18 protein-coding genes are annotated in these 17,213 nt (G+C 65.9%); 13 read left to right on the top strand and 5 right to left on the bottom strand.

The genetic code is table 11. The annotated features are described in order from the left end of the window. Positions 1-134: 134 nt before the first annotated feature. Positions 135-581, top strand: a complete 447-nt coding sequence (locus ACSQ3O_RS24770; protein ID WP_298458076.1) for a DUF2214 family protein — start codon at positions 135-137, stop codon at positions 579-581. A 90-nt stretch (positions 582-671) separates the two neighbouring features. On the opposite strand, the gene ACSQ3O_RS24765 is transcribed toward ACSQ3O_RS24770, so the two are convergent. Beyond that, entirely contained in the window at positions 672-1,016 is a 345-nt protein-coding gene (locus ACSQ3O_RS24765) for a PsiF family protein (RefSeq protein WP_436140802.1), read from the bottom strand. A gap of 218 nt (positions 1,017-1,234) precedes the next feature. Between ACSQ3O_RS24765 and argS the strand changes: the two genes are divergently transcribed. The 6 genes from argS to ACSQ3O_RS24735 all read left to right on the top strand — a co-directional run bounded on the left by argS (position 1,235) and on the right by ACSQ3O_RS24735 (position 7,482). Further along, a complete protein-coding gene (gene argS, locus ACSQ3O_RS24760; protein ID WP_436140801.1) occupies positions 1,235-2,944 on the top strand; it encodes an arginine--tRNA ligase in 1,710 nt (569 codons plus the stop codon). Positions 2,945-2,959: 15 nt separating this feature from the next. Next, positions 2,960-3,613, top strand: coding sequence for an SPOR domain-containing protein (locus ACSQ3O_RS24755; RefSeq protein ID WP_298458081.1), 654 nt, complete (start codon positions 2,960-2,962; stop codon positions 3,611-3,613). A 67-nt stretch (positions 3,614-3,680) separates the two neighbouring features. Continuing rightward, positions 3,681-4,328 (top strand): thiol:disulfide interchange protein DsbA/DsbL, encoded by a 648-nt coding sequence (locus tag ACSQ3O_RS24750; protein WP_436140800.1) that lies wholly within the window; start codon positions 3,681-3,683, stop codon positions 4,326-4,328. Between the two features lie 135 nt (positions 4,329-4,463). Beyond that, complete coding sequence (gene lptA, locus ACSQ3O_RS24745; RefSeq protein ID WP_436140799.1) at positions 4,464-5,120, top strand: lipopolysaccharide transport periplasmic protein LptA; 657 nt, start codon at positions 4,464-4,466, stop codon at positions 5,118-5,120. After that, positions 5,117-5,899: an LPS export ABC transporter ATP-binding protein gene (gene lptB / locus ACSQ3O_RS24740; RefSeq protein WP_137747484.1), complete on the top strand. Its 783-nt coding sequence runs from the start codon at positions 5,117-5,119 to the stop codon at positions 5,897-5,899. Before lptA ends, lptB begins: the two co-directional genes overlap by 4 nt. Further along, positions 5,899-7,482 carry an RNA polymerase factor sigma-54 gene (locus tag ACSQ3O_RS24735; protein ID WP_436140798.1) on the top strand — a complete coding sequence of 528 codons (1,584 nt, stop codon included), beginning with the start codon at positions 5,899-5,901 and terminating at the stop codon, positions 7,480-7,482. The genes lptB and ACSQ3O_RS24735 overlap by 1 nt, the downstream gene beginning before the upstream one ends. A 64-nt stretch (positions 7,483-7,546) precedes the next feature. Here ACSQ3O_RS24735 and ACSQ3O_RS24730 read toward each other — a convergent pair whose 3' ends face one another. Beyond that, entirely contained in the window at positions 7,547-8,035 is a 489-nt protein-coding gene (locus tag ACSQ3O_RS24730; RefSeq protein ID WP_436140797.1) for a glutaredoxin domain-containing protein, read from the bottom strand. Positions 8,036-8,262: 227 nt separating this feature from the next. On the opposite strand from ACSQ3O_RS24730, the gene ACSQ3O_RS24725 reads away from it, so the two are divergent. From ACSQ3O_RS24725 to ACSQ3O_RS24710, 4 genes are all read left to right on the top strand, one after another. Next, positions 8,263-8,745, top strand: coding sequence for an acyl-CoA thioesterase (locus tag ACSQ3O_RS24725; RefSeq protein ID WP_436140796.1), 483 nt, complete (start codon positions 8,263-8,265; stop codon positions 8,743-8,745). Further along, on the top strand, positions 8,742-10,034 hold the full coding sequence (locus ACSQ3O_RS24720) for a THUMP domain-containing class I SAM-dependent RNA methyltransferase (RefSeq protein ID WP_436140795.1): 1,293 nt from the start codon (positions 8,742-8,744) through the stop codon (positions 10,032-10,034). The genes ACSQ3O_RS24725 and ACSQ3O_RS24720 overlap by 4 nt, the downstream gene beginning before the upstream one ends. Next, positions 10,024-10,518 carry a putative toxin-antitoxin system toxin component, PIN family gene (locus tag ACSQ3O_RS24715; RefSeq protein ID WP_436140794.1) on the top strand — a complete coding sequence of 165 codons (495 nt, stop codon included), beginning with the start codon at positions 10,024-10,026 and terminating at the stop codon, positions 10,516-10,518. The genes ACSQ3O_RS24720 and ACSQ3O_RS24715 overlap by 11 nt, the downstream gene beginning before the upstream one ends. 79 nt (positions 10,519-10,597) lie before the next feature. Next, on the top strand, positions 10,598-11,146 hold the full coding sequence (locus ACSQ3O_RS24710; protein WP_436140793.1) for a hypothetical protein: 549 nt from the start codon (positions 10,598-10,600) through the stop codon (positions 11,144-11,146). Between the two features lie 92 nt (positions 11,147-11,238). Here the strand turns inward: ACSQ3O_RS24710 and ACSQ3O_RS24705 are convergent, their stop codons facing one another. Then, positions 11,239-12,066, bottom strand: coding sequence for a hypothetical protein (locus ACSQ3O_RS24705; protein WP_436140792.1), 828 nt, complete (start codon positions 12,064-12,066; stop codon positions 11,239-11,241). Between the two features lie 8 nt (positions 12,067-12,074). Further along, entirely contained in the window at positions 12,075-13,817 is a 1,743-nt protein-coding gene (locus tag ACSQ3O_RS24700) for an FMN-binding glutamate synthase family protein (protein ID WP_436140791.1), read from the bottom strand. A gap of 217 nt (positions 13,818-14,034) precedes the next feature. Here ACSQ3O_RS24700 and ACSQ3O_RS24695 point away from each other — a divergent pair, with 217 nt between their 5' ends. Both ACSQ3O_RS24695 and ACSQ3O_RS24690 read left to right on the top strand, forming a co-directional pair. Next, the gene (locus ACSQ3O_RS24695; protein WP_436140790.1) at positions 14,035-14,889 is read left to right on the top strand and encodes a UPF0149 family protein; all 855 of its coding nucleotides are present in this window, start codon (positions 14,035-14,037) and stop codon (positions 14,887-14,889) included. Between the two features lie 306 nt (positions 14,890-15,195). Further along, positions 15,196-16,707, top strand: coding sequence for a SulP family inorganic anion transporter (locus ACSQ3O_RS24690; protein WP_436140789.1), 1,512 nt, complete (start codon positions 15,196-15,198; stop codon positions 16,705-16,707). Here ACSQ3O_RS24690 and ACSQ3O_RS24685 read toward each other — a convergent pair. Continuing rightward, complete coding sequence (locus ACSQ3O_RS24685) at positions 16,704-17,195, bottom strand: nuclear transport factor 2 family protein (RefSeq protein ID WP_137747495.1); 492 nt, start codon at positions 17,193-17,195, stop codon at positions 16,704-16,706. The two genes, ACSQ3O_RS24690 and ACSQ3O_RS24685, sit on opposite strands and share 4 nt — an antisense overlap. Between the last annotated feature and the right edge of the window lie 18 nt (positions 17,196-17,213).

Raw genomic sequence — 17,213 nt, 5'->3', positions numbered from 1 at the left:
CGCAGGCCCTCCGGTCTGCGCCGTTTTCTTTTGGGCCGGGTCAGATGTCCTCGGCCACCGTGGACAATGGTGGCTGAACACGCCGTTGCCTGTGTGACTCACTGCGCGCAACCCAGTCCCCAAGGAATCTGACCATGACCCTCGAAGCCGTTCTGGCCGCCCTCCACCTGCTGGCCATCCTGACCTTTGTGGTCTTCTTGTCGAGCCAGGCGGCGCTGTGCCGCATTGAATGGCTCAACGCTGCCGTGGTCGAGCGCCTGGCCCGGCTGGATGTGATCTATGGCGTGGCCGGGGCGGTGATGATCGGCAGCGGCCTGGCGCGGGTGATCTGGGGCGTGAAGGGTGCGTCGTGGTACCTCTCGCAGCCCTTGTTCCACATCAAGATCACCATCGTGGTGGCCATGATCCTGCTGTCGTTTGTGCCCTCGGCCGCGTTTCGCCGCTGGCGCCAGAACCTGCACAGCACGGGGGCTTTGCCGCCCGCACACGAGGTGGCCAAGGTGCGCCGCCTGGTGATGATCCAGTCGCATGTGCTGCCCGTGGTGGCGGTGATTGCGGTGTTCTGGGCGCGCGGCTGGTAAGCCCATGCGTTCAAAAAGTAAAAGCCCGCAGGCCGGTGGTCTGCGGGCTTTTCTGCTTTTGCACCCCGGTGGCAGGGTGCGGGGCGTGTCTTACTTTTTCAGGCACTCGCTCATGAAGGCCTTGCGCTCGTCGCCCTTGAGGGTCTTGGCCTTGGCGTCGGCGTTGCAGGTTTTCATCTTGTCTTGCTGCGTGGCGGGCTTGTTGCTCAGGCAGGTTTTCATGAAGGCCTTGCGCTCGTCGCCCTTCATGTCGCCTGCCTCCTTGTTGCAGGTGCCCATCTTGGACTGCTGCTTGGTGGGCTCGGCCGCCGGTGCGGCAGATGCCGCCGTGGCAGCGGGCGCGGCGGTGGCCGCTTTGGCGGGGGCGTCGGCAGCGTGCGCTGCACCGAACGAAAGGACCAGGCTCAGGGCAGACAGGGTGAGAAGCTTCTTCATGTTGGCTCCATTGGGTAGTGGCATCAGACGCAACCCGCGTCGGATTGCCCGATTACAACGTACCGGGGACACGCGTGGCTGACTCGGCGATACGGGCGGAAAGAATTCCTGACAATCTGTTGCGTCTTGGCTGCGCGCGGCATGGCGCCGGGTGCCGGGCAAATGCGCCATGCACCAGCCCGCAGGGGCGGGGGCGGCCCGGCCCGTAAAATCCCCCGATGCTTTCTGTCAAACACGATCTGCTGGCCGCGCTTGCGGCCGAGCTGGACAAACTCTCCCCCGGCGCTGGCGCCAAGGCGGCCTTTGAATCCCCCAAGGTGGCCGCGCATGGCGACTTCGCCTGCACGGCGGCCATGCAGCTGGCCAAGCCGCTCAAGCTCAATCCGCGCGCTTTGGGCGAACAGCTCAAGGCGGCCCTGGAGGCCACGCCTGCATTCACCCGCTGGGTCGATGCCATCGAGATTGCCGGGCCCGGTTTTCTGAACATTCGCCTCAAGCCCGCTGCCAAGCAAGAGGTGGTGCGCGAAGTGCTGGGCGCGGGCGAGCGCTTCGGCTACCAGGCCGACCGCGGCGCCAAGGTGCTGGTCGAATTCGTCTCGGCCAACCCCACGGGCCCGCTGCACGTGGGCCATGGCCGCCAGGCCGCGCTGGGCGACGCCATCTGCAACCTGTTCAGCACCCAGGGCTGGAAGGTGCACCGCGAGTTCTATTACAACGACGCGGGTGTGCAGATCGACACCCTGACCAAGAGCACGCAGCTGCGCGCCAAGGGCTTCAAGCCCGGTGACGACTGCTGGCCCACCGACAGCGACAACCCGCTGGCCAAGAACTTTTACAACGGCGACTACATCGCCGACATTGCCGAGGCCTTCAAGGCCAAGGCCACCGTGAAGGCCGACGACCGCGAGTTCACGGCCAATGGCGATGTCGAGGACTACGACAACATCCGCCAGTTTGCCGTGGCCTACCTGCGCAACGAGCAGGACAAGGACCTGCAGGCGTTCAACCTCCAGTTCGACGAGTACTACCTGGAGTCCAGCCTGTACACCAGCGGCCGCGTCGAGGCCACGGTGAACAAGCTGGTGGCCAACGGCAAGACCTATGAGCAGGACGGCGCGCTGTGGCTCAAGAGCACCGACTACGGCGACGACAAGGACCGCGTCATGCGCAAGCAGGACGGCAGCTTCACCTACTTCGTGCCCGACGTGGCGTACCACATCGCCAAGTGGGAGCGCGGCTTCACCAAGGTCGTCAACATCCAGGGCACGGACCACCACGGCACCATCGCCCGCGTGCGCGCGGGCCTGCTGGCGGCTGATGTGGGCATCCCGCAGGGCTACCCCGACTACGTGCTGCACACCATGGTGCGTGTGGTCAAGGGTGGCGAAGAAGTCAAGATCAGCAAGCGCGCGGGCAGCTACGTCACGCTGCGCGATTTGATCGAGTGGACCAGCAAGGACGCGGTGCGCTTTTTCCTCCTGAGCCGCAAGCCCGACACCGAATACACCTTCGACGTGGACCTGGCCGTGGCGCAGAACAACGACAACCCGGTGTACTACGTGCAGTACGCGCATGCGCGCATCCAGTCGGTGCTGCGGGCCTGGCAAGAGGCGGGTGGGGGTGATGTAGCGTCGCTCAAGGATGTGGACCTGTCGGCGCTGGAAGGCCCCCAGGCCCAGGCCCTGATGCTGCAATTGGCCAAGTACCCCGAGATGCTCACGGCCGCCGCCGACGGCGAGGCGCCACACGACGTGACCTTCTATCTGCGCGACCTGGCCGCCAGCTACCACAGCTATTACGATGCCGAGCGCATCTTGGTGGACGACGAAGCGGTGAAGAAGGCCCGCCTGGCGCTGGTCGCCGCCACCGCGCAGGTATTGCACAATGGGCTGGCCGTGCTGGGCGTGTCGGCTCCAGCCAGAATGTAAGCAGTTACTACCAATATGAAAAAGCAACAGACGGGCGGGACCATCATCGGCTTTATCGTCGGCGTCATCGTGGGCCTGGGCGCCGCGCTGGCGGTGGCCGTGTATGTGACCAAGGTGCCGGTGCCTTTTCTGAACAAGGGCGGCGGGCGCACGGCAGACATGGACGCCGCCGAGTCGCAGAAGAACAAGAACTGGGACCCGAACTCGCCGCTGTACGGCAAGAACCCGGCCCGGCCCGCAACGCCGCCCGTGGCGGCTGCCGCGTCTGCACCCGCTTCGGCCGCTGCGCCAGCGCCCGAGGTGCGCGCTGCGGCATCTGCCCCCAAGCCCGCCGCCAGCAAACCCGAGGCCGCCAAGGCCGAAACCAAGCCGGGTGCCGACCCGCTGGGCGATCTGGCCGTGGCCAAGGCGGCTGCCAAGGGTAACGTGGACCCGTTTGACTACTTCGTGCAGGCCGGGGCTTTCCGCACCCAGGCCGACGCCGATGCCCAGCGCGCAAAGCTGGCCATGATGGGCTGGGAGGCCCGTGTGAGCGAGCGCGAACAAAACGGCCGCGCGGTCTTCCGTGTGCGCGTGGGCCCGTTCACCAAACGGGACGATGCCGAGCAGCTCAAGGAAAAACTCGACGGCGCGGGGCTGGAGTCTGCCCTGGTGCGTGTGCAGCGCTGACGCTGCGTGAACTTTTTGCGGGGGCCCGGCTCCCATCCCCCAGACCTGAACTAGGAGAGTCTTTGCCATGAAACGCCGTGAGTTTTCTTTGTCCGCTGCTTCGGCAGTTGCCGCTTCCGCCCTGACGCTGCCCGTCGCCACCCCTGCGCTGGCCCAGGCCCGCCAGTTCAAGGAGGGCAAGGACTACAAGCGGCTGGACAAGCCCGTGGCACCCGATGCTCCTGCTGGCAAGGTCGATGTGATCGAGTTCTTCTGGTACAGCTGCCCCCACTGCAATGCTTTTGAACCCACGCTGGACGCCTGGGTCAAGGCCGCTCCCAAGGACCTGTTCATCCGCCGCGTGCCCGTGGCCTTCAACGCCAGCTTTGTGCCCCAGCAAAAGCTTTTCTACACCCTGGAAGGCATGGGCAAGCTCGAAGCGCTGCACGCCAAGGTGTTCCGCGCGATCCATGTAGAAAAGGCCAAGCTCGCCAAGGACGACGAGATTTTTGCCTGGGTGGTTCAACAGGGTGTGGATGCCGCCAAGTTCAAGGAGGTCTACACCTCGTTCACCGTGTCCAACCAGGTCCGCCGCGCTTCGCAGCTGCAGGACGCCTATGGCGTGGAAGGCGTGCCCTCGATGGGCGTGGCGGGCAAGTTCTACACCGACGGCACCATGGCAGGCAACATGCAGAACGTGCTGCAGGTGGTGGAAGCGCTGGTCAAGCAAAAGTAAGCCCCAGGCCGACCTGGGCGCTGGTTGCAACGCGCCAAAGGCCCTGGATACCCTGCGAAGAAAGCCCGCTGATGCGGGCTTTTTTCATGGAGGGCGTGTGGGGATGGCTACAATGAACTGCAAGATTCGTGCCCTATGAACCACCGCCTCCTTCCGACCCTCCTGCTCGCGGCCCTGGCCTGCCTTCACGGCGTGGCCCATGCTGAAAAAGCCGACCGCGCCAAGCCCATGAACATCGAGGCCGACGCTTTGCGCCACGATGAACTCAAGCAGACCAGCGTGTTCTCGGGGCGCGTGGTCATGACCAAGGGCACCATCGTGCTGCGCGGTGCGCGGCTGGATGTGCGCCAGGACGCCGATGGTTACCAGTTCGGCGTGGTCACGGCCGAGGCGGGCAAACGCGCCTTCTTCCGCCAGAAGCGCGACACCTTGCCTGGCGCGCCCGATGAATACATCGAGGGCGAGAGCGAGGTCATCGAATACGACGGCAAGGCCGACAACGTGCGCTTCATCACCCGCGCCGAGCTGCGCCGCTACCGGGGCGCAGCGCTCAGCGACGAGATCACTGGCGCTGTGATCGTCTACAACAACCTCACCGACGTGTTCACCGTGGACGGCCAGCGCGCTCCCGCCACCAATGCGGCGGGCGATGCCCCAGCCCCCGGCAACCGCGTGCGTGCGGTGCTGGCGCCCAAGGACCCGCCCGCAGGCGCTGCGGCGCCCGCACCCTCCACACCGGGCGCGGCACCCGTGCTGCGCCCCAGCAGCAACCTTGGTGGCGGCTCCAAGTGAGCGCGGTGCCCGTTCATCCCGGCCCTGACACCCAGGCCGGCAGCCGCCTGGAGGTGCAGAACCTGGCCAAGTCCTATGGCAGCCGCAAGGTCGTCAAGGATGTGTCGCTGGTGGTGCAAAAAGGCGAGGTGGTGGGGTTGCTCGGGCCCAATGGCGCGGGCAAGACCACGTCGTTCTACATGATCGTCGGCCTGGTGCGCAGCGATGCGGGCGACATCCGCATCGACGGCCATTCGGTGGCCCACATGCCCATCCACCGCCGCTCGCGCCTGGGGCTGTCGTACCTGCCGCAGGAGGCCTCGATTTTTCGCAAGCTCACGGTCGAAGAAAACGTGCGCGCCGTGCTCGAACTGCAGCGTGGCGACGACGGCCAGCCGCTCTCGCGCGACGCCATCGAAGAGCGCCTCACGGCTCTGCTGGAAGAGCTGCGCGTGCAGCATCTGCGCGCCTCGCCTGCCATGGCGCTGTCGGGGGGCGAGCGCCGCCGGGTGGAGATCGCCCGCGCCCTGGCCACCCAGCCGCGTTTCATCCTGCTGGACGAGCCCTTTGCGGGCATTGACCCCATCGCCGTGATCGAGATCCAGCGCATCATCGGCTTCCTGAAGGCGCGCGGTATTGGCGTGCTCATCACCGACCACAACGTGCGCGAGACGCTCGGCATCTGCGACCACGCTTTCATCATCAGCGACGGCCGTGTGCTGGCGCAGGGCACGCCGTCCGAGATCGTGGACAACGCCGAAGTGCGCCGGGTGTACCTGGGCGAACACTTCAGGATGTGATGAAGCCTGGACTGTCGCTGCGCGTCTCGCAGCACCTCGCACTGACCCCCCAGCTCCAGCAGTCCATCCGGCTGCTGCAGTTGTCCACGCTCGAACTCTCGCAGGAAGTCGAGCAGATGCTCGACGAAAACCCGTTCCTCGAACGCAATGCCGACGAAGCCCCGCGCGAGGAGTTTGGCCTGGAAGCTGCCGATACCCCCGCCCAGGCCGATGACTACAGTGCAGACGATGCTATATTTTCAGGAGCATCCAGCGCAAGCGCAGCAGGCGCAGAGCCCCAAAATGATGCTGAAACGCTGGGCGCTGGCGCCGACGAACCCGACTGGAGCGGCGACGGCACCGTGGAGATGGCGCCCAACGATGCCGAGTGGGGCGGCGATGCCCCGGCACGCACCCACAACGGTGCCGAAGGCGACGAGGCCGACGCCACCGAGCTGGCCCGTTCGCACGAATCGCTCACCGCCTTCCTGCACCGCCAGGCGCTGTCGCTGCGCCTGTCCGAGGTGGACTGCGCCGCGCTGCGGTTCCTGATCGAATCGCTGAACGACGATGGCTACCTCGAAGAGCCGCTCGAAGAACTCGCCGCCGCCTTGGCAGGCCCCGAGGACCTGGAGCAGATCGAGGAACTGGTGCACCGCTTTACGGTGGCCCAGCGCCTGCTGCAAAGCCTGGAACCCACGGGCGTGGGCGCGCGCGACCTGGCGGAATGCCTCACGCTGCAGCTCAAGGCGCTGGATGCCGACGAAGAGGCCGACCCTGACACCGTGCAGACGGCGCTGCGCATCTGCCAGCAGCCGCTGGAGATGCTGGCCCGCCGCGATGTGCGCCGCCTCACCCAGGCCTGTGGTGATGGCGAGGAGCGCACCCGCGCCGCCATGGCGCTCATCGCCCGCCTGGAGCCTCGCCCCGGCCGCCGTTTTGCGGATGTGGAACGCAACATCGTCATCCCCGACGTCATCGTGCGCAAGGCCGGGCGCGCCAACGGGCGGGATGGCCAGCACAACTTCATCGTGCAACTCAATCCCGATGTGATGCCGCGCCTGCGCGTGCACGACATCTACGCCGGTGCGCTGCGCGGCCACAAGGGCGGCGAAGGCCACCAGGGGATGCAGCAGCGTCTGCAGGAGGCGCGCTGGTTCATCAAGAACATCCAGCAGCGTTTTGACACCATCCTACGAGTCTCGCGCGCCATCGTCGAGCGGCAGAAGAACTTCTTCACCCATGGCGAACTCGCCATGCGTCCCCTGGTGCTGCGCGACATCGCCGACGAGCTGGGCCTGCACGAGTCCACCATCAGCCGCGTGACCACTGCCAAGTACATGGCCACGCCGATTGGCACCTACGAGCTGAAGTATTTTTTCGGCTCGGGCCTGGGCACCGAAACCGGCGGTAACGCATCGAGCACCGCCGTGCGCGCGCTCATCAAGCAGTTCGTGTCGGCCGAAAGCCCTACCAAGCCGCTGTCCGACAGCCAGATCGCCGAGATGCTCAAGGAGCAGGGCATCGAATGCGCACGCCGCACCGTGGCCAAGTACCGCGAGGCGCTCAAGATCGCGCCAGCGAATCTGCGCAAGGCGCTGTAGCGCTGCTGCTTTGAGGGGCGTGCGTGTTGCCTGGGCGCGCTGAAGGTGGCGGGATGGTGTCCGATTACTTGCGCGCCACGAACACCGCGTCATACGCCTGCGGCGTGAATCCCGCGATCTTCTGCCCGTTGGTCAGCAAAACGGGCACGCCCCGGGCACCCAGTTGTTTGAACGCCGCCTTGCCCGAAGGCGTGTCGATGTCCAGCTCCCGGTACGCGATGCCCTTGCCCGCCAGGTAGGCCTTCGCCGCCTTGCAGTAGCCGCACCAGGTGGCCATGTAGAGCACGACATCGCCCCTGGGGGCTGTGGTTTGTGCGGTCTGTGTGGTGTCTGGGGGCGCTGGGCTGGGTGCGGGCGATGCGCCCGGCACCACACTCACCGGCAGGTTCTCTAGCTTCATGGTCTTTTCCACGGCGCCTGTCACCGGGGGCTTGTCGCTGTAGACAACGCGGCCGTCCGTGCCCACCGATTTGTAGAGCGTCTGGGCGCCTGCTGCCAAAGGCACGGCGGCCAGCACCAGCACGGTCAGCAGGGTCCGATGGAAAGGGCGCATAGGGGGCTCCAGTAAAATCCGCTGCCCGAGAGCATAAGAGACAAGGGGCACACCTCATCTGCAGTACCCCTGTGCTGCACACACCCTTGCGGCGCGATCCGTGGTTCCTGGGCGTGCATGCCGCCCCTCGGCCGGTTGTTACGCAAGCCCCAGCAACCCTCGCCGCGTGACATTCCTGCACGCGCTCCCGCTCTCTGCCTCCTGTTTTTCCTACCCCTGTCCGCCCCATGGCCCGCATCGTCTTCAACCTCCCCCCGCACTTCGGCTTTGCCACCGAGCTGCAGATCTACATCAGCCACGTGAACCAGGGCGGGCACCTGGACAATGCGCAGCTGCTCACGCTGGTGTCTGAAGCACGCGTGCGCTTCTTCCAGTCGCTGGGCTACCCCGAGGCGGATGTGGGCGGCCTGTCCATCGTGGTGGGCGACATCGTGGCGCAGTACAAGTCCGAAGGTTTCCATGGCGAGACCATGCGCGTGGAGATGGCGCCTGCGGACTTCAACCGCTACGGTTTCGACCTGGTGTTCTGCATGACCGAAAAGGCCTCAGGCCGCGAAGTGGCACGCGGCAAGATCGGCATCGTCTTCATCGGCAAGGCCGACCGCAAGGTGGCGGCTATCCCTGAATCCATCCGCCAGCTGCTGCTGGCCCGCGCGGGTGAGCCCGGTTTCCCCGCCGTGCCCGAGCGCGTATCCTCCCCATCGACATGAACCAACTCCAACTTTTCCTCCCTTGCGCCGCGGGCGTCGAGGGCTTTCTGGCCGACGAGGTGCATGGCATCACGGGCCTTACGGGGCAAGACCTGCTGGTGGGCCGGGGTGGCGTGCTGCTGCGCGCCTCGTGGCGCCAGGCCATGCAGCTCAACCTGCACAGCCGCCTGGCCCAGCGCGTGCTGGTGCAATTGGCCCACCGCCCATACCGGTCTGAAAACGACCTCTACAACATGGCCAGCGAGGTGGCCTGGGAGATCTGGTTCACCACGCGCCAGACCTTCAAGGTCGAGGTGACGGCCCAGCACAGCCCGCTTCAGAGCCTGAACTTTGCGGGCCTCAAGGTGAAAGACGCCGTGGCCGACCGCTTCCGCCACAAAAGCGGCGTGCGCCCCGATGTGAACACCCAGTGGCCCGATGTGCGCGTCCACCTGCACCTGACCACCGACGAAGCCACGATCTACATCGACACCTCCGGCGAGCCGCTGTTCAAGCGCGGCTGGCGCGAAGACAAGGGCGACGCACCGCTCAAGGAAACCCTGGCCGCCGCCATGATCGCCGCCAGCGGCTGGGACCCGCACGGCGACAACCCCCAGCCCCTGTACGACCCCTGCTGCGGCAGCGGCACCATCGTGGTTGAGGCCGCACAGATCGCCTGCCGCATCCCGGCAGGCATGCTGCGGCGCTTTGCGTTTGAAAAGCTTCTGCCCTTCCAGGCACACGTCTGGTCCGCTATCAAAAACGAAGCTGAAAGCGCAATGCAGACCAGCGCAGTGCCCATTTTTGGCAGTGATGTGGCCTTCCGCATGGTTGATTTTGCGCAGCGCAACGCCGAGCGCGCAGGCGTGGCCGAGGCCGTGCAACTGCGCGGCGGCGATGCCCTGCAGCGCATGCCGCCCTGCGACCAGCCCGGCGTGATGCTGCTCAACCCCCCCTATGGCGAGCGCATTGCCGCCGCAGGCAGCGCCGGCCGCAACGCCAGCGAGCGCGCGGCCGACCGCGCCCAGGGCCTGGCCGTGGGCCGTGAAGAGGCGCAGACCGAAGACGGCGGCGAGTTCTTCAGCCAGCTGGCCACGCACTGGAAGAAGAACTACAGCGGCTGGACGGCCTGGATGCTCACGCCCGACCTCAAGCTGCCCGGCAAGATGCGCCTGAAGGAATCGCGCCGCGTGCCCATGTGGAACGGCCCCATCGAATGCCGCATGTTCCGCTTCGACATGATCAAGGGCGCCGTGCGCGACCGGGCCGCCAAGTCCGCCCCCGACGGCGGCCCGCGCCATGAAGGTTGAACTGCGCCTGCCCGCCGAGGCACCAGCGAACGAGCCCGCACGCCCTGTGGTGGTGGACACCAATGTGGCGCTGGACCTGCTGATCTTCAGCGACCCGCGCACTGCCCCCCTGCGCACACTGCTGGCCCAAGGGCGCCTGGCCTGGATCGCCACCCAAGTCATGCGCGACGAGCTGGAGCGCGTGCTGGCCTACCCGCACATCGTTGAGCGCATGAACTACTACCGCGTGAGTGCCGAGCAGGTGCTGGCGGCATTTGATGCGCAGGCGCGCCTGGTGGAGATCGCTCCCAAGGTGGCCTATGTGTGCAAGGACGCAGACGACCAGAAGTTCATCGACCTGGCGGCGGCGCACCGGGCGATCTTGCTGAGCAAGGACAAGGCGGTGATCTGTATGCGCAAGCGGCTGGTGAACCTGGGGGCGGATGTGGCGACGGAGGTGGTTTGGGCGCCTGCGAACGAAGCTGCTGCTTCTGTCTTGGCTTGAATTGCGTACAGCAAACTTGCCACCTTTTGCGCGATCCGCGTTTGCAGTAGCGATTCTCATCGGTACTTAAGGGTCTGAGATGCACAAGTTGTCTTATGCGGTAGCGGATGGCTGGGCGCCGCATTCACATGCTGCGGTTTACAGCGTTGTGCCTTTGGAACACGGTGAGCGGGTTCTGGCAGGTATTCCAAACGGGGAGTCCGCAGCATTTGTGGGCTTGGTCAGTAACCTTGAGCCTCCGTACTTTCTGCTGTACGTACTGCATACGCCACGGAGCGAGGGGGAGCCTGGCCGTTATCAAAGCCCTGCGTTGTCTCAAGAAGAGTTCCTCGGATTCGTACGTCGGTTCAGCTCGTACTTGTCATCTGATGCGAGATTCGATCTCTGGGCCCATTCCGCTGCAAGTCAGGGTACGGTGGTCTGGGATAGGCACAACCAACTTTTTGCCTACGGTCCTCTTGCAAAGTACTGTTCATTGTTGGATGAACTTGGGTTTGTTCATGGCGATGCAGCCATCTCGTTTCCGCATCAGCACCACTACAGAAAGGAGTTTGATGATGACGCCAAAGAGCTTCTGGGAAACTGGCCTTGGACATACTCGCCGCTGAGGCCTGAGGATGAGCAATGAGTTCCGTTGCTCGGGTTAGCGCAGCGTAACCCGACGGTTTTTGTTCGGACACGGCCTGTCGGGTTACGCCTGCGGCTAACCCGACCTACGGGCTACTGGCTGATCGGGTCTCTGACCAGCAAGTCATATGCCGCCCTTACCCGCTGCAAGTCCCGCCCGAACCTCCGGCTTGCGGGCAGATGTCGCATCCACCCCATCCGCCGCACGCTGGTCGCCAGCACCTCCCGCATCTCCGCGCTGCCCTGCGCCACCCACGCCGCCCAGCGCGCGCGCCCCTCGGCCAGCGTGCCGCTGGTGTGCAGGTAGATCGCGGTGGAGTGTGCGTAACACAGCGCATCGCGCACATGGCACACCGCCAGGGGCAGCACGGCGGCGGGGTCGTCTTCAAAGTCGATGCAGGCCACCTCGCCATCGGGGCAGCGCACCAGGTTGCGCGCAAACGCCTGGCTCAGGCAGGTGCCTTGGCGGTGCACCTGGGTGAGCGTGTCCAGCCCCTGCTGCCACAGCGCCAGCACGGTGGCCGTGTCGCCCGCCTGCACAGCGTGGTCGATCTCGTTGCCCAGCGAATGGATCTCTTCGCCCGTGTGGCCCAGGTGGCGCATGGCAAAGCCATCGGTGGATGCGGCCAGCACCACGGGCACGCGGATGCCGCGTGCGGCCAGGTCACGCAGGCGCTGCACTTCGGTGGCGATGGCCGTGGGGCCGCCGGGGTTGGGCACGGGGCGCAGGGCGTCCAGCCGCAGCAGGGCGGCCAGCACGGCCATGGCACGGTAGCGGCCTGTGCCGTGCGGGGCGCCCGCGCGCTTGATCCAGATCTGTTCGTGGCCCAGTACATGGGCCATCACGTTGTGCGGCTGGGTGGTCAGTTGCTGCTGCAAAAAGGCGACGTAGTCCGGGGCGGTGGTGGTGGTGCTGTCCATCATCAAAGTCATACGGGGGCATCCCCAGCCACTGCGGCGGCGGTGCCGACGGCTGCGGCGTGCACCAGCTCGACATGGTGGGGGATGGAGGGCTCCAGCGCAGGCTCGCTGGCCTGGAAACTGTGGGCGTTGGCCAGCGGCCAGTACAGGCGAAACACGTTGTGCTGCGCATCCAGCGGGCCCAGCAGCGCGCCCGGTTGCATGCGGGTGATGAGGTTGGACAGCAGGCGCACCTCGGTGTCGGTGATGCGGCGCACGATGTGGTGGGCCGTGATGTCCTTGGGGTGGCGCAGCCCGGCGGCCTGCACCAGCTCTTGCAGCGCGTGCAGCGTGCTGCGGTGGAACTGCGCCACGCGTGTGGCCTTGTCGGGCACCACCAGCGCCTGCTGGCGCAGCGGGTCTTGTGTGGTCACGCCGGTGGGGCAGTGGCCGGTGTGGCAGCTCTGCGCCTGGATGCAGCCCAGCGCCATCATGAAGCCGCGCCCCGCGTTGCACCAGTCGGCACCCAGCGCCATCATGCGCGCGATGTCGAAGGCGCTGATGACCTTGCCCGCGCAGCCAATGCGCACGCGGTCGCGCAGGTTCACGCCCACCAGGGTGTTGTGCACCAAGAGCAGGCCTTCTTGCAGCGGCGCGCCCACATGGTCGCTGAACTCCACCGGCGCCGCGCCCGTGCCGCCCTCGGCACCATCGACCACGATGAAATCCGGCGTGATACCCGTGACCAGCATGGCCTTGACGATGGCAAACCACTCCCAAGGGTGGCCCAGGCAGAACTTGAAGCCCGTGGGCTTGCCGCCCGACAGGGTGCGAAGCCGGGCGATGAAATGCATCATCTCGACCGGCGTGCGGAAGGCGCTGTGGCTGGCGGGCGAAATGCAGGCCTCGCCCTCCTTCACACCGCGTGCGGCGGCGATCTCGGCCGTCACCTTGGCGCCGGGCAGCACGCCGCCGTGGCCCGGCTTGGCGCCCTGGCTGAGCTTCAGCTCGATCATCTTGACCTGCGGGTCGGTGGCATTGGCCGCAAAACGCTCTTCGCTGAAGGTGCCGTCTGAGTTGCGGCAGCCAAAGTAGCCCGAGCCGATCTCCCAGATCAGGTCGCCGCCATGCACCCGGTGGTGCTGGCTGATGCTGCCCTCGCCCGTGTCGTGTGCAAAGCCGCCTTTTTTGGCGCCCTGGTTGAGCGCCAGGATGGCGTTGGCGGACAGCGCGCCAAAGCTCATGGCCGAGATGTTGAACACGCTCGCGTGGTAAGGCTGGGTGCAGGGCGATGCGGACGGTGATGGCGTATCGGGGCTGCCGCCGATCCACACGCGGAAGTCGTGCGACGGCAGTTGTGTGGGCGCGAGCGAGTGGTTCACCCATTCATAGCCATGCGCCCCCACGTCCAGGTGCGTGCCAAACGGGCGGTTGTCCGGATCGCCTTTGGCGCGCTGGTAGACCAGCGAGCGCTGCGCGCGCGAAAACGGTGCGGCCTCGCTGTCGCTCTCGATGAAATACTGGCGCACCTCGGGCCGCACATATTCGAGCATGAAGCGGATGTGGCCGATGACCGGGTAGTTGCGCAGGATGGCGTGGCGCGTCTGCTGCAGGTCGTACACGCCCAGGGCCACCAGCGCCGCAAACACCAGCACCACGGGCAGGCCCACTTGAAAAGCCACTAGCGCAAACAGCGACAGCAGCAGCCCGAACACGCACAGCGCAAAGGCCGTGTAGCGCACCGGGTACAGGGAGTTCAGTTGGTGGATCATGGGGGTCCTGGTTCTGGGCGGTGGCGCGGGAGGGCTACACTGACCGCCTTTTTATCGGGTTGCCATGTTGCGCGCGGCTCTTTTTCACGCCCTGGCCTTTCCCTGGGCTGTCTTGCATTCGCCGCTGCACCAGCGCAACGGCACAAGGCCAGCGCATCATAAAAGTAAAACATTGTTTTACCGCCCCCGCTTTCTCGCTTGACGACCGGAGCCTCCCATGACCGAACCCACATCGCCCACCCCCGCCAACGACGACCTCGACACCTCTGCTGCACCGGCTGCCGCACTGGGCCCCGACGAGCTGGAGGAGATGGACAACATCCTCGATGACCTGCGCGCGCGCGGCGAGGAAATCCCGCAGTGGGAGTTCTGCGACGGCTTCATGACCGCGCTGATCTGCAGCCGCCGCCCCATCGGCCCGGCCGAGTACCTGCCCATGCTGCTGGGCGACGGCGCGGAGCTGGATGTGGCCGAGGGCGAGCCGCTGCCCCTGCTGCCCGCGTTTGCCGACGCCGCCCAGCAAGCCCGCTTCATGGACCTGTGGATGCGCCGCTGGAACGAGATCGTGGCCCAGCTCGACACCGACGTGAAGACGCTGGACGACGACCGCACCTTCCAGCCCGAAGCCATGGACATGCGCGGCGCCGTGGCCAGCCTGACCGACGAGCAACGCGCCGAGATGGACGACGACCAGGAGATCCCGTCCTTCGGCCAGGTCTGGGCGCTGGGCTTCATGTTCGCTGTCGAAAACTGGCCCGAGGACTGGGCTGCCCCGCGCGACAAGGAAGCCGCCAAGTGGCTGGACGATGCGCTGGACCGCATCGTCGCCCTGACCGAAGACGACACTGGCAAGCCCGAAGTCTGCATGTACGACGAAGACGGCGCCCCCAGCACCAGCCAGGCGCGCGTCGAAGCCTTCGGCGAAGCCATCTGGGCCGTGTACGACCTGCGCCAGCTATGGAAGAGCATGGGACCGCGTGTTGAGACCGTGCGCAAGGCGCCCGAGCCAGGGCGTAACGACCCTTGCCACTGCGGCAGCGGCAAGAAGTACAAGAAGTGCCACGGGGCGTGAGTACAACCCCCTGAGGCGCTGCGTGCCTTCCCCCTGCTCTCGAATCGCTATGCGATTCGGGAAGGGGGACGCCTCCAGCGCGGCGGGGCGGCCCTTGCGCGGTGGCCGCTGGTAAGGGCCCGCGCGCTGCAGAGATCAGAATCGGTGCGAACGCGTGGCCTCCAGCGGGAGGACGTTGCCTTGCATTTGTTTGCTATTAAATCTGTAGCTATATTCGATTGATAGACGCGCGGTAGCCCCTGTTTTTGTTTGAAATCCATCGCGGCGCGCCTTCGGGCGCGCTTTGCTTTTTGCCTGGCGGCCCATATGAACTCTTCCACCCTGACCCGACTGCGCGCTGAATGGGCGCCCAGCATTCCGCGCGAGCTGCTGGCCGGGGCTGTGGCCACGTTTGCGCTCATCCCCGAAGTCATCGCTTTCTCGTTTGTGGCGGGAGTCGATCCGTCGGTGGGGCTCTTTGCCTCGTTTGTCATCAGCCTGGTGATCGCTTTCACCGGAGGGCGGCCCGCCATGGTGTCTGCCGCTGCGGGCTCGGTGGCGCTGGTGGCCGCGCCGCTGGTGCAGTCGCACGGGCTGGGCTACCTGCTGGCAGCCGGGTTGCTGGCCGGGGCGGTGCAGGTGGCGTTTGGGTTGATGAAGCTGGGTGTGCTGATGCGCTTTGTGTCCAGCTCGGTGCGCACCGGGTTTGTGAATGCGCTGGCGATCCTGATCTTTGCCGCGCAGCTGCCGCACTTGCACGGGGCCAGCGCGGCCACCTGGGGCGCGTTGGCGCTGGGGCTCTCGCTCATCTACGGCCTGCCATGGCTGGGCCAGCGGCTGGCGTGGCCTGCGCTGTCTGTGATCCCGTCACCACTCATTTGTGTGGTGGTACTCACAGTGCTGGCGTCGGCCTTGGGCCTGAAGCTGCCCACCGTGGGTGATCTGGGCCAACTGCCCGATGCGCTGCCCGTGTTTGCGTTGCCGCAGGTGCCCGTGTCGCTCGACACCCTGCGCATCATACTGTTGCCCGCGCTGGCGATTGCCATGGTGGGCCTGCTCGAATCGGTGCTCACCGCCGCCGTGGTCGATGAACTGACCGACACCCCCAGCAACAAGAACCGCGAATGCGCCGGGTTGGGCGTGGCCAACATCGCAGCCAGCTGCTTTGGCGGCATTGCGGGTTGCGGAATGATTGGTCAGGCGGTGGGCAACGTGAAGTACGGCGGGCGCGGGCGCCTGTCCACGCTGTTTGCCGGGGTGTTTCTGCTCATCCTGATGGTGGCGCTCAAGCCCTGGGTGTCGCAGGTGCCGGTGATTGCGCTGGTGGCCATCATGGTCATGGTGTCGGCCGAGACGTTCGACTGGAAGTCGCTCGGCGCGCTGGTGCGCCACCCGCGCCTGTCCAGCGCCGCCATGCTGGCCACCGTGGCCGTCACCATCGCCACGCACAACCTCGCCGCCGGTGTGGCCGTGGGCGTGGTGCTCAGCGGTGTGTTCTTTGCATTCAAGGTCTCGCACATGCTGGAAGTGCGCATGCACGACGATGACCAGTCCGGCCAACGGATGTGGCGTGTGTCTGGTCAGGTGTTCTTTGCCTCGGCCGATGCGTTCATCGAGGCGTTTGACGTGTTGGGGGCCGAAGGCCGCCCGGTGGTCATCGATGTGACGCACGCCCACTTCTGGGACATCACTGCCGTGGCTGCGCTCGACAAGGTGGTGGAGCGCCTGCGCCACCACGGCTGCACGGTGCAAGTGCTGGGTCTGAACGAGGCCAGTGCGGTGCTGATCGACCGCCTGGCGGGCGACGCAGCGTTAGCCAAGTCTCCTGCTGGCTCCTAGCCGCCCTGCGCCAGAAACTTCTTCAAATTCCCCGCCGCCGTACTCCGCACCTTGCGCTTGAGTGACGGCGACCAGCCCAGCAGCAGCCCCGGTGCACCCAGCGCCTGGCGGGACCAACTCCAGAAGTTGAAGCGGTCGCGGTGCGTGGCGATCAGCCCCTCGGGCGTGAAGGTGAAGGTGCCGTCGATGATGTTGTGCACTTGGCGCCCCGTGGCGCTGAAGCGGTAGTGCGCCTCCCAGTGCGCCTTGCCACCGTTGGCATCGGCGTCGATGCCGCTGAACTCCAGCTTCCAGTGTTCGGCGGCGCCGGGCTTTTGGGTGGCAGTGCACAGCATGCGCCACATGCCGCTCACTTCGTCGCGGCCTTTGAGGGAGAAGGCCTCGTCGTCAAACGTGGCATTGGGCGCATAGCAAGCGGCCATGGTGGCATGGTCGAGCTGGGCAAAGGCGGTGTAGAAGCGCTGCAGGGTCTGGGCGTTGGGGTGCATGGGGTCTCCTCCTCGGGG

Origin of the sequence: Acidovorax sp. LjRoot74 (assembly GCF_964254355.1) — a bacterium.
Lineage (GTDB): Bacteria > Pseudomonadota > Gammaproteobacteria > Burkholderiales > Burkholderiaceae_C > Acidovorax.
The sequence above is the reverse complement of the archived record's forward strand: the minus strand, read 5'-3'. Positions and strand labels throughout refer to the sequence as shown.